6 protein-coding genes are annotated in these 12,791 nt (G+C 65.2%); 2 read left to right on the top strand and 4 right to left on the bottom strand.

What is annotated here, in order from left to right; all coding sequences use genetic code 11:
• The first annotated feature begins 25 nt into the window (after positions 1 to 25).
• Positions 26 to 1,540, top strand: coding sequence for a glycerol kinase GlpK (gene glpK, locus AC1DKN_RS07520; RefSeq protein ID WP_476857067.1), 1,515 nt, complete (start codon positions 26 to 28; stop codon positions 1,538 to 1,540).
• Between the two features lie 75 nt (positions 1,541 to 1,615).
• Here glpK and AC1DKN_RS07515 read toward each other — a convergent pair whose 3' ends face one another.
• Genes AC1DKN_RS07515 through AC1DKN_RS07500 form a run of 4 tightly spaced genes read right to left on the bottom strand, consistent with a single transcriptional unit; the run spans position 1,616 to position 9,338 of the window.
• Positions 1,616 to 2,554 (bottom strand): hypothetical protein, encoded by a 939-nt coding sequence (locus tag AC1DKN_RS07515; protein WP_476870907.1) that lies wholly within the window; start codon positions 2,552 to 2,554, stop codon positions 1,616 to 1,618.
• Between the two features lie 31 nt (positions 2,555 to 2,585).
• Positions 2,586 to 5,732, bottom strand: a complete 3,147-nt coding sequence (locus tag AC1DKN_RS07510; RefSeq protein WP_476849284.1) for an efflux RND transporter permease subunit — start codon at positions 5,730 to 5,732, stop codon at positions 2,586 to 2,588.
• Position 5,733: 1 nt separating this feature from the next.
• Positions 5,734 to 6,192 carry a hypothetical protein gene (locus AC1DKN_RS07505; protein ID WP_476870906.1) on the bottom strand — a complete coding sequence of 153 codons (459 nt, stop codon included), beginning with the start codon at positions 6,190 to 6,192 and terminating at the stop codon, positions 5,734 to 5,736.
• Entirely contained in the window at positions 6,189 to 9,338 is a 3,150-nt protein-coding gene (locus tag AC1DKN_RS07500) for an efflux RND transporter permease subunit (RefSeq protein WP_476870905.1), read from the bottom strand. Before AC1DKN_RS07500 ends, AC1DKN_RS07505 begins: the two co-directional genes overlap by 4 nt.
• Before the next feature lie 876 nt (positions 9,339 to 10,214).
• Between AC1DKN_RS07500 and leuS the strand changes: the two genes are divergently transcribed.
• A complete protein-coding gene (gene leuS / locus AC1DKN_RS07495) occupies positions 10,215 to 12,746 on the top strand; it encodes a leucine--tRNA ligase (protein WP_476849282.1) in 2,532 nt (843 codons plus the stop codon).
• Positions 12,747 to 12,791: the final 45 nt, after the last annotated feature.

Raw genomic sequence — 12,791 nt, 5'->3', positions numbered from 1 at the left:
ACGCCAAACAGACAAGGACGTCACTATGAACCAGTACGTAGTTGCAATCGACCAGGGGACCACGAGCACCCGAGCCATCGTGTTCGACCACAGCGGCAGCATCGTCTCCTCCGGCCAGATGGAGCACGAGCAGATCTTCCCCCAGCCCGGCTGGGTGGAGCACAACCCCGCTGAAATCTGGAACAACACCCGCGAGGTGATCGGCTCGGCCCTGTCCAAGGCGAACCTGACCCGGCACGACATCGCCGCCGTCGGCATCACCAACCAGCGCGAAACAGCGGTGGTGTGGGACAAGACCACCGGCGAGGCGATCTACAACGCCATCGTGTGGCAGGACACCCGCACCCAGCCGATCGTGGACGAACTCGCGAAGGACGGCGGCGTAGAACGCTTCAAGCAGAAGGTGGGCCTGCCGCTGGCGACCTACTTCTCGGGCACCAAGATCAAGTGGATCCTGGACAACGTCGAGGGCGCCCGGGCCAAGGCGGAGGCCGGCGACCTCGTCTTCGGCAACACCGACTGCTGGGTGCTCTGGAACCTGACCGGCGGGACCGACGGCGGAGTGCACGTCACCGACGTGACCAACGCCTCACGGACCATGTTCATGGATCTTGAGACGCTGTCGTGGGACCAGGAGATTCTGGACGCGTTCGGCGTCCCGGCCTCCATGATGCCGGCCATCAAGTCCTCCTCCGAGGTCTATGGCACGGTGCACACCTCCCAGCTGCTTCGCGAGGTTCCTGTGGCCGGGATCCTGGGCGACCAGCAGGCGGCCACGTTCGGGCAGGCGGCGTTCGATGCCGGGGAAGCCAAGAACACCTACGGCACGGGCTGCTTCCTGATCTTCAACACGGCCGAGGAAATTATCCATTCCAAGAACGGGCTGCTGACCACCGTCGGCTACAAGCTCGGCGACGCGGCGCCGCACTACGCGCTGGAGGGCTCCATTGCCGTCACCGGTTCCTTGATCCAGTGGCTGCGGGACAACCTCGGCATGATCAGCAGCGCCCCGGAGGTCGAGACCCTCGCGGCCTCGGTGGAGGACAACGGCGGTGTGTACATTGTGCCGGCATTCTCCGGCCTCTTCGCACCGTACTGGCGCTCGGACGCCCGCGGCGCCATTGTGGGCCTGACCCGCTATGTTACCAAGGCCCATATCGCCCGCGCGGCGCTGGAGGCCACCGCCTTCCAGACCCGTGAGGTGCTGGACGCCGTCAACGCCGACTCCGGCGTACCGCTGACGGAGCTGAAGGTCGACGGCGGCATGGTCGCCAACGACGCCCTGATGCAGTTCCAGGCGGACATCCTCGGCGTGCCGGTCATCCGTCCGAAGGTGGTCGAGACGACGGCGCTGGGCGCAGCCTACGCGGCCGGCCTGGCGGTCGGATTCTGGAAGGACCTGGGCGAGTGCTCGGCCAACTGGGCCGAGGACAAGCGGTGGGAGCCGCAAATGGACCAGGCCGAGCGGGAACGCCAGATGCGTCTCTGGAAGAAGGCCGTCACCAAGTCGATGGACTGGGTTGACGACGACGTGAAGTAGGCGCGCACAAGGAGCCCCGGCCGGGAAGATCCCGGCCGGGGCTCCTTTGTCTATTGCCCGGGAGCGGCAGGGCCGTTAGTGGTAGTGGTGGCCATCGTAGCCACGTGCCACCTCAGCGCGCGGCGTCTTCGCGTAGACGTCCTTGCTGACCGTGTAGCCCCGGCGGTCGATCTGCAGTGCCTGCTCGTTGACGCTCTTCAGCTCGGAGCGGCTGAGCTTCTTGATCTTGACGAGATTCAGGAACTCCTGGTCCTCTCCGCCCACGGCCGTGACCTTGATCAGACCCGTGTGCTTGGAATAGAACTTTCGCTGGTGGCCGGCGCTTGGCGGGTCCAGCGGGTTGAACTCATCGATGACCAGCACATCGCTGTAGCAACCAGTGGCGACGCAGACGCGTTGGTCCTTCGCGAACACATCACCGCAGTCCAGGAAGTCCACGCTGGGTGCGTAGGCCTGGGGGTAGGCGGGGGTCTTCAGGCGCGGGTGGCTCTGCATGGCGATGCCCGCCTGGGCCTTGTCGATGCCGCTGATGAACGTACTTGGCGCACCCACAAGCTTCCCGTTCTCGTACTCCTCCGGATATTCGCCGAAGAGCCACACGTCGCCCTTCCGTGTCTCGGCGAAGAAGGCAAGTTCCGATTCCGCGAGCTCACCGTCGGAGTAGTCCCGGTCCCAAATCGCGATGGTCTTCACCCCGTCGATCACCTTGGTCAGCCCCGTGACCGTGCTGACAACCTTGCGGGTGGTTGTCCCGTCCGGGGAGACTACTTTGCCGGTGGTGGTGTACTGCATGCCGGGTTCGAGGGGGAACCACTTGTTGTCAATCTCCGGCCTGGACGGGAAGGCGCTGCGGTTGAATTTGATTGCCGAGCCGGGGCCGCACAGTTCCTGCGAACGGGCGGCCGCCGGCGCGGTGGCTGCCGTCGCCGCGGCCGCCGTCGCCGCCGTCAGCGACGCCACCACCAGCAAGACCGCGGAGCCGTAAGCGGTAAATCTCTTAGATAGTGGAGTCATCTGACTGGCCTCTCATTGTTGGTAGTTGTTGCTATACGGCTGATACAGGTTCCGGCTCGCGGGGCTGACGGTCATGACGTGCCGGACCCTTCTTGGCGAACCGCAGGTAGAGCGATGGAACGATGAACAGGTTGACCAGTGTCGATGTCACCAGCCCGCCCAGGATCACCACGGCCATGGGGTGCTCGATCTCATGGCCGGGGCGGTTGCCCATCACCACCAGCGGGACCAGGGCGAGTGCGGTGGCGAGCGTGGTCATCAGGATTGGTGACAGGCGTTCGGCTGCGCCCCGCAGGACCAGGTCCCGGCCGAACGGCACGCCTTCGAACTGTTCCAGGTGCTGGCAGTGGTTGATGAGCAGGATGCCGTTGCGGGCGGCGATGCCCATCACTGTCAGGAACCCGACCAGCGACCCGAGGGACAGGATTCCGCCGCTCATGTGCGCGGCGATCACCCCGCCCACCAGTGCCACCGGCAGCGTCAGGATGCCCAGAACGGCAAGCCGCCAGCTCCGGAATGCCGCCTGGAGCAGGAGGAACACCACAACCAGGGCGCCCATCGCGAAGAGGAGAAGCCGCTGCGACGCGGCCTGCCGCTCCGCGTATTCGCCCAGGATCTCGGCGCTGTATCCGGTGGGGAACTCCACGGACTTGAGATCGGATTCGAGCTTCTCGACGACTTTGGCCAGATCGCCTTCCTTGACGTTGGCGCTGACATCGAGGCGGCGGGACCCTTCCGAACGCTCAATGACGTTGGGGGTGGGCTTTACCGTGATCTTGGCGACATCGGCCACCCGGATCTTCTGCCCGCTGGGAGTGTCCAGCGGGAGGTTCTCGATGCTTGTGACGCTGGTCCGGATCGCCGGAGGACTCCAGACCTGGACGTCATAGGCCTTGCCGTCCCGGTAGACGTCGCCGACCTCTTCGCCGGATACCAGGGTGGCTGCGGCACGGCGGACGTCACCGGGCTTCAGGCCGTAGCGGTTGGCGGCGTCCAGGTTCACCTCGACGTCCACCTGCGGAACGTTGACCTGGAGTGCGACTTTGGCTCCGATGGCACCCTCGATGCCGGCCAGGGCAGTCTTGACCTTGTCCGCCTGCTTCTTCAGCGTGTCCAGGTCATCGCCGTATACGCGGACCACGATCGAGTAGCCCGTACCGGTGAGCACCTCGCGGACACGTTCCTTGAGGTAGGTCTGGACGTCCCGGTGGATGCCGGGATACCCGTCCACGACTTGCTGGATGGAGGCCAGGGTCTTGTCGTAGTCGACCGAGGGGTCAACGCTGATCCAGTTCTCGCCAAAGTTGACTCCCACCACCTCATCGGCGGCGAAGGCCTGACCGATGTGGGACCCGCAGTTGTTGACGCCTGGAATGGTCATCAGCTCCTGGCAGGCCAGTTGGCTGACGCGCACTTCCTCGGCGTTGGAGGTGCCGGGTTGCGTGACCCAGTGCATGAGGAAGTCACGTTCCTTGAAGGAGGGCAACAGTGACTGGCCCAGGAGCGGGGCCGCTATGATTCCGACGACGCCGAGTGCCCCCACCGCGAGGTAGCCCGGGAGCGGGCGTTTCACAATGGGACGCAGGGCGGCGCCGTACCAGCGCTTGAGGACCCGGACCACCGGCGGATCGCGGTCTTCCAGCTTGGCATTGCGCAGGAAGATGTACGCCATGGCCGGCGTGACCGTGAGGGCCACCAGCATGGACGCCAAAACCGCCAGGGTGTAGGCGGTCGCCAGGGGCCGGAAGAAGGCGCCCGTCAGGCCGTCCAGGAAGAAGATCGGCACCGTGGCGGCAACGATAATCAGGGTGGCGTAGACGATGGGGCCGCGGACTTCCAGGGAGGCGTTGACGACCACGCGGGCGGTGCTTTCGGTCCCGCCGCTGGCGCGGTGGTGCCGGAGCCGCCTGACGATGTTCTCGACGTCGATGATGGCATCGTCCACCACGACCCCGACGGCAATCACCAGCCCCGCAAGCACCATCGTATTAATCGTGCCTCCGGTCCAATACAGCACCAGGGCCGCTGCCATCAGCGACAACGGGATCGCCGTCACGCTCACCAGGGCTGTCCGCCATTGGAACAGGAAGACGCTCAGCACCAGGACGACCAGGAAGCAGCCCAGCAGCAGCGCGAGGCTCAAGTTGCCGAGCGACTCCTCGATGAACGAGGCGGGCCGGAACAGGGTGGTGTCGACTGCGATTCCGGTCAGGCCGGGCTGCAGTTCCTTGAGCGCTTCCTCGACCCCGCGGGTGACTTCGAGGGTGTTGCCCCACGGCAGCTTTTCGACGATCAGCATCAGTCCGGGGCCGCCATTGATAACCGCGTCACCGATCAGTTGCTGGTGGTCCTCCACGACGGTTGCCACGTCGGCGAGCTTCAGGGGAGGCAGTCCCTCGCGTTCCTCCAGTGGCACCTGGGCAAGGTCCGCCGGAGACGTGATGGGTTGTACGTGCCTGATGGACATGCTCTGGCTGGGTGTTTCCAGCGCCCCTCCGGTGCCGATCAAGGCACCGGGGGAGTACTTGAGCAGGCCGGCGTCCAAGGCGTCGGACGTGGAGTTCATGACGTTTTCCAGCGTCACGTTGTTGGCTGCCAGCTTGGTCGGATCAACCTGGACCTGGAGCATCTGAAGCCGTTCGCCCCAGATCGCAACGTTCGCCACGCCAGGCACCCGCAGCAGGTGTGCCCGGATGTTCCAGTAGGAAACCATGGACATTTCGATCAGGGAGCGGGTCTCTGAGGAGAGCCCGATCTTCATGACACGGCTGGTGGAGGACAGCGGCTGGAGCATTATTGGCGGCGCGGCCCAGGTCGGCAGAGTCGGTATGACCGTTGCCATCCGCTCCGACACCAGCTGCCGGGCGGTGAGCAGATCGGTCCCGGGTTTGAACTCCATCACGATGGCGGACAGCTGCGACACAGACTTCGACCGCATCTGGTCCAGGCCGTCTATGCCGTTGAAGGCCTGCTCCATCGGAACCGTTACGAGTTCCTCGACTTCGGAGGCAGTGAGACCCAGACATGCCGTCTGGACCTCGACGCGGGGCGGTGCGAACTCCGGGAAAACATCCACCGAAGCGCTGCTGAGTTGCGCGCCGCCCACGATCATGAGGGCGGCCGCCATCGCAATGATGATCGACCGGAACCTCAGGCTTGCAGCGACAATCCGGCGCATGTCAGTGCGCCGTATCGAATTCAGCGCCGAAGAGTTCAGCCGCGCCGACGGTTACGATTGCGGTGCCGACCGCGGGGCCGGCCGAGGCCGTGACCACTCCGTCCTCCACCTTGGCTACCGTGACCGACTGCCGCTGGTAGACCCGCGGGGCCGGGTTGGTGTACACCCAGGTTTTTCCGCTGGCGTCGTAGAGCAGGGCTGAGTAGGGCACGACGACGTCCTTGCCCTTTCCGGCCTTGACGGTGTCGGTCTTCAGGTCGAGGCGTTCGATTCCCTTCTCCGTCAACGTCAGTTTCGCGATGCCTGTTGCGGCATTCTTCTCCACCTTGGCGGGTTCGTTGGCCGAGACGGCGGCGGGGGCCGCCGCCGTCGTCTGGGCACATGCGGGCAACGCGAACAGAAGTGCTGCGCATAAAGCGGCCGCCAGGGGCAGGCGCCGCGAGGGCTGTTGGCTGGTCATTTTGCTTCCACCTTTTCCTGCGTAACGGGCTGGACGGGAACTTCGGCCTCGTACACTTCGGCCCACTCTTCCGGGGCGGAACCGGGCCCGAACCAGAGAGCGAGCAGGGGGAGTACGAAGATCCCGATGAGAGTTGTCGTGATGAGTCCGCAGACGATGATCAGGGCCATCGGGCCCAGGAAGGACCCGCCGACGGCGCCGCCGAAGAGTCCCGGCGGGATCAGGACCGCCACCGTGATCAGGGCTGCCTTCAGAATGGGCGAGACCCGGTCCCGGGCCGCCATCATGATGACCTTGTCAGGGGATTCGTGCGGGGCGGCCCGCCACAGCTCATCCGTCCGGGCGGAGAGCAGCGCCGCGTTGCGGGCGGCAACGGCCAGCACCGCGGCAAAGGCCGTGAGCGCCAGCACAGTGATGGCGCCTCCCGCGATCCACGCTGCCACGGCGGCCCCGGCCAGCGCGGCCGGCAGGGACAGGAAGATGGCAAGCGCCAGCTTCCAGCTCCGCACCGCTGTCTGGAGAAGGAGCAGGATTCCCAAGAGGGCAGCCGCGCCGATCCACAGAACCATGGCGTCCCCGGCGAGCTGTTCACTGTACTTGGTGGGGATTTCGGCGTGGTATTCCAGCGGGAACTGGATCTGCTCGATCGCCGCGTTGATGTCGCGCTGGATATCCGCGAGCGGACGTCCGCTGACCTCGGCCACCACATCGATCCGGCGTGAGGTGTCATCGTGCAGAATCACGACTTCATTGGGAACGAGCCGGATGTCGGCGATTTGGCCCAGCTGGACCTGGCCGCCGCTTGGCGTGTCCAGCAGGAGCTCACGGATGCTGGTCAGGTCATCCCGGACGTCCACCGCGCCGCGCACCACCACTTCAAAGACCTTCTGCTGTTCGAAGAGGTTGCCGACGACGATGCCTTGCATCAGGGCGGCGGCGGCGCGGCGTGCGTCGCCGGGTTTGATGCCGACCTTCTGCGCCGCCTCGAGGTTGACCTCGACTTCGACAATGGGCGTCATGGCGCTGGCGTTGATCGTCGGGTTCTTCACGCCGTCGACCTTTTCGATGGCCTTGCGGACCTCTTCAGCCTTCTCGCGCAGGACGGGCAAGTCTGTTCCGTAGACGCGGACGGCGAATCCGGGATCCATGCTGCTGCGCTCCTGGCCGATCTGCTGCTGGGAGTAGTTCACCACGTTGTGGGCGATGCCGGGGTAGCCCTGGACGACGTCACGGACCGCCTGCTCCGTTTCGCTGAAGTCGGCATCCGGGGTGATGGACACCCAGAGTTCCGCGGAGCTGTTCCCGACAACCTGGTCGGAGGAAATGGCGCGGCCGATGTGGCCGCCAACTCCCGAGACACCAGGCAGGGTCCGCAGTTCGTCGGACGCCTTGGACGCCACCCGACGCACCTCGTCGTTGGACGTGCCGGCCATCGAGTCCCACTGCACCAGGAGTGTCCGGTCCGGAATCGTCGGCACGACCGCCCGGTTCCCGACCAGCTGCGATGCCGCGGCGAGCCCCAGCAGTCCAACGACGGCGACAGCGACAATGCCGAGGGTGCGGCGGGAACGTGCCCCCTCGAGTGCCCTGTCGTAGGTGGACCTGGCCCGGACAACACCGGGCGAGTCCGCCCGCCGGGCTTTCTCACCGGGAAGCAGGAGGTACGCCAGGACCGGTGTCACGGACAAACCCACCAGCATTGACACGGCAAGCGCCAATGCCAGGGACCAGAAGAGGGGCTGGAAGAACGCGCCGCCGACTCCCGTGACGAACAGCGTGGGTACGAGCGCGAGGGCCATGATGAGGGACCCGTGGAACAGCGGTGTGCGGACGCTGCGGACAAGCTGGACCATGCGGAACCTGATGGTGGCATCTGTCTCGGTCCCGGTGGTCCGCAACGGCCGGCGCCGCTGCGCCTGCACATCCTCCACGATGTCTCCGACAATCACAGACACGCCCAGCAAGATGCCGGCGAGGATTGAGATATTCAGTGTGGAGTCGAGCAAGTAGAGCACCACTCCCGCCGCCATGACGGTGGTGCTGATCGCTACGAGGGCGATCACGGCCACCCGCCAGGAACGGAACAGGGCCCAGAAGAGCAGGACGGCGATCAGGAGGCTCACGAGCAGCGCCAGGCCGAGTCCGTCCACGGCATCCTGCAGGAAGGAGGCGGGCCGGAAGACGGACGTATCCATCTGGATTCCGGAAAGCCCGGGCTGCATGTCGTTCAGCGCAGCCTCGAGGTCCTTGGTGACCTGCAGCGTGCTGGCTCCGGGGAACTTCTCCACGACCAGCAGGAGGCCCGCATCCTGGCCGACGACGGCATCGCCGATCAGCGGCTGGTGGTCCTCCTTCACCTGGGCAATGTCACCCAGGAGCATGGGAGATCCGGCGTCTTCGACACTGACCTTGGCGAGGTCCTCCGGTGTTCGGATGGGCAGCACGTGCTGGATGCCCAGGCGTTGGCTTGGCGACTCCACGAACCCGCCGGTGCCGGGGGTGGACGCCTCAAGGAAGCTCAGCGGCGACACCCAGACTGCGTTGCCGGTGGTCTTGATGACCTGTTCGAGCGTGATGCCCTTGTCACGCAGCTGCGTGGGGGTCACCTCTACCTGGAGCTGCTGCTCGCGCTGTCCCCAAATGGAAACGTTGGCGACCCCGGGAATACCGATCAGCCGCGGCTTGATCTTCCACCGGGCCAGGACCGACATTTCGATCCCGGATAGCTCTTTGGAGCTCATCCGGACCATAAGGACGCGGCTGGTTGACGACAACGGCTGCATGATCAGCGGCGGCGCCGAGACGTTCGGCAGCGCGTGGGCCTGGGTCATGCGCTCGGCCACGAGCTGGCGCGCCCGCAGAAGGTCGGTGCCCGGCTCGAACACGAGCTCGATCGAGGACAGGCCGGGAACTGATTTGGACCGGATTTCATCGAGCCACGCCACCCCGTTAAGGAGGTCGGCTTCCATCGGAGCAGTGATGAGCTGTTCAACTTCGGCAGCTGAGAGGCCCAGGGCCTCGGTCTGGATCTCGACGTGGGCCGGGGCGAACTCGGGCATGCTGTCGATGGCGACGTGGGGGACGTTCACTACCCCGAAGGCAATGAGTCCGGCCGCCATGGCGAGAACCAGGATGCGGAACTGCATACTGAAACGGGTGATCCAGCCGAACATGGCTAGCCCTGTTCCAGGGAGCCGGCGTCGCAGGTGCGGCCGGCGGGGGATTTCGGCAAATGCACGGAAGAATTGCGCAATTGATACATGACAGGCTCCTCAACCCGAGACCATTTGCGAATCCCCCCAAGAGATCCCATTTCTTGCTGATCTTTATCGAATAGTGTTCCCATTTGAATCGTTTGGCAAGATCAAAATTTTAGGCCTGCTTCACGGTTTTTCACGGGTTTCTCCCAGCTTGGAGGCTCACAATGCGCTCTCCGAAGAAACTTCGCGGAAGGGCCCGGGCGCCCGTGGCCGGCCACCCGGGTGTTCGTTGTTTTTCTACTTGTTTTCCGCGCCGAGCTACCCGAATTTCTGTCGTAGTTACTTGCCCGATACGTCGGGCAATTGGCAGTAAGTACCGCTATTCCATAGGTATGTCGTTTGTAACAATTGCGGACATAGCAGCCCGCGCAGGCCGCCGGAGCGCGAGTCGACTGCGACTACCGGGCCGCAACCGGCCCGTCGGTTCAGCACGAACCAGCCCGAGGGGCTAAAGTGGTCCTATGCGCGCCGTGCTCCTGCTTAGCTAGCCGCCCGGCATCCCGGCGAGACCTCGTTTCCGAAGAGTCCCCGGATTGCCGAGCGGCGGCCCCTCCATGTCGAGGGGCTTTTGTGTGTCCGGGGTAAATTCCGGTCCGCAACGCACGAAGTTACAGCAGGAGTACCACGTACGGACAGTATGGAGTCAGGACCGGGCAGCCGGCCGTGACAGTGCAGACTTGATGGTGAACAGGCCTGGCGGCAGGCAGGCCTGAAGGTAGACAGGCCTGGGTAACAGGCCGCACAGAACAGAAGAGGCCAGCAGTGAGCGTTCAGCCGGAAACACAGACCGGATCGCCAGCAGCCGCGGCGGAGGGGCCTGAGGAAGGTGCCTACAGCTTCGCGGCAATGGAAGCCAAATGGCCGCAGGTCTGGGAAGACCTGAAGGTCTTCACGCCGCTCGACGACGGCTCAAAGGAACGCCGCTACGTGCTGGACATGTTCCCGTATCCGTCCGGTGACCTTCACATGGGCCACGCCGAGGCGTTCGCGATGGGCGACGTTGTGGCGCGCTACCTGCGCCAGCAGGGCTACGATGTGCTGCACCCGATCGGCTGGGACTCCTTCGGCCTGCCCGCGGAAAACGCGGCGATCAAACGCAACGCGCACCCCAGTGAGTGGACGTACGCCAACATCGACACCCAGGCGGCGTCGTTCAAGCGCTACGCAATCTCCGCGGACTGGTCCCGCCGGCTGCACACCTCGGACCCGGAGTACTACCGCTGGACCCAGTGGCTGTTCACGCGGTTCTACGAACGTGGACTGGCCTACCGCAAGAATTCGCCGGTCAACTGGTGCCCCAAGGATCAGACCGTGCTGGCCAACGAACAGGTGGTCAACGGCGCCTGCGAGCGGTGTGGCACTCCCGTGACCAAGAAGTCCCTGAACCAGTGGTACTTCAAGATCACCGACTACGCTGACCGCCTGCTCGATGACATGGACGAACTGCGCGGGCACTGGCCCGAACGCGTCCTGGCGATGCAGAAAAACTGGATCGGCCGTTCCGAGGGTGCCCACGTCAACTTCGTGATCGAGGCCGACGGCGGCAAGGCCGCCAAGGACGTCACCGTCTTCACGACGCGCCCGGACACCCTCTACGGCGCCACGTTCTTCGTCGTCGCCGCCGACGCGCCGCTCGCCGTCGAACTGGTCACCGACGAGCACGCCGCCGCCCTGGACGCCTACCGGGAGCAGGTCAAGGCGCTCTCCGAAATCGAGCGCCAGTCCACCGAGCGCGAGAAGACCGGCGTCTTCACCGGGCGCTACGCGACCAACCCGCTCAACGGCGAAAAGCTGCCCGTCTGGGCCGCCGACTATGTCCTGGCCGACTATGGCACAGGCGCCATCATGGCCGTCCCGGCCCATGACCAGCGCGACCTCGACTTCGCCAAGACCTTTGACCTGCCCGTCCGGGCAGTCCTGGACACGGGCGAGGAAGACCCGGCTGCCACGGGCATCGCCACCACCGGCGAGGGGACCCTGATCAACTCCGGCGGCCTCGACGGGCTGCCCAAGGCCGAGGCCATCCCGGCGGCCATCGAAATCCTGCGCGAGTTGGGCACCGGCGAGAAGTTCGTGAACTTCCGGCTGCGTGACTGGCTGCTCAGCCGGCAGCGGTTCTGGGGCACACCGATCCCCATCATCCACTGCCCGGCCTGCGGGGAGGTCCCGGTCCCGGATGATCAGCTGCCCGTGACCCTGCCGGCGGACCTGCGCGGCGAGGACCTGTCCCCGAAGGGCACGTCACCGCTCGCCGCGGTCGAAAGCTGGGTCAATGTCGAGTGCCCCAACTGCCAGGGCCCGGCCAAGCGGGACACGGACACGATGGACACCTTCGTGGATTCCTCCTGGTACTTCCTGCGCTTCGTCTCTCCGCAGTACACCGGCGGTCCGTTCGATCCGGAGAAGATCAACGACTGGATGCCGGTCGGACAGTACGTGGGCGGCGTGGAGCACGCCATCCTGCACCTGCTCTATGCGCGGTTCTTCACCAAGGTCATCCACGACCTCGGCATGATTGAGGCGGACGAGCCGTTCAGCGCACTGCTGAACCAGGGGCAGGTGCTCAACGGCGGCAAGGCCATGAGCAAGTCCCTGGGCAACGGCGTCGACCTCGGCGAGCAGTTGGACAAGTTCGGTGTGGACGCTGTCCGCCTGACCATGATCTTCGCCTCCCCGCCGGAGGACGACGTCGACTGGGCGGACGTATCGCCGTCGGGCTCCGCCAAGTTCCTGGCCCGGGCCTGGCGCCTCGGGCAGGACGTCACAAGCGCACCCGGCGTCGATGCCGCCACCGGTGACCGTGCGCTGCGCACCGTCACCCACCGCACGATCGCCGATGCGCAGGCCCTGCTGGACAACAACAAGTTCAACGTGGTTGTCGCAAAGCTGATGGAACTGGTCAACGCGACCCGCAAGACCATAGATGCAGCCAGCGGTGCCGGCGGTGCGGACCCAGCAGTCCGCGAGGCCGTCGAGGCCGTAGCCGTAATCCTGAGCCTGTTTGCACCGTATACCGCCGAGGATCTGTGGAACGTCCTGGGGCACCCGGCATCGGTCGCCAACGCCGGCTGGCCCACGCACGACGACGCACTGCTCGTGGAGGACACGGTCACCGCCGTCGTCCAGGTGCAGGGCAAGGTGCGGGACCGGCTGGAGGTTTCCCCGGACATCTCCGAGGAGGACCTGCGCGAACTGGCGCTGGCATCGGAAAATGTCCAGCGCGCCCTCGATGGCCGTGCCCTGCGCACGGTGATCGTACGGGCGCCTAAACTGGTCAACATCGTCCCGGCCTAGCCGGACGTACCAGCTTGACACTGGCCGCCGGCTGATCCCGGCGGC

Source organism: Arthrobacter sp. 01N444 (genome assembly GCF_056399305.1).
Note: the sequence above shows the minus strand (reverse complement) of the source record. Positions and strands in the feature narration are given on the sequence as shown.

Coding starts and splice junctions, on each gene's coding strand:
- AC1DKN_RS07510 (WP_476849284.1), bottom strand. CDS start 5,732: ATGCGCCGGATTGTCGCTGCAAGCCTGAGGTTCCGGTCGATCATCATT.
- AC1DKN_RS07505 (WP_476870906.1), bottom strand. CDS start 6,192: ATGACCAGCCAACAGCCCTCGCGGCGCCTGCCCCTGGCGGCCGCTTTA.
- glpK (WP_476857067.1), top strand. CDS start 26: ATGAACCAGTACGTAGTTGCAATCGACCAGGGGACCACGAGCACCCGA.
- AC1DKN_RS07515 (WP_476870907.1), bottom strand. CDS start 2,554: ATGACTCCACTATCTAAGAGATTTACCGCTTACGGCTCCGCGGTCTTG.
- AC1DKN_RS07500 (WP_476870905.1), bottom strand. CDS start 9,338: ATGCAGTTCCGCATCCTGGTTCTCGCCATGGCGGCCGGACTCATTGCC.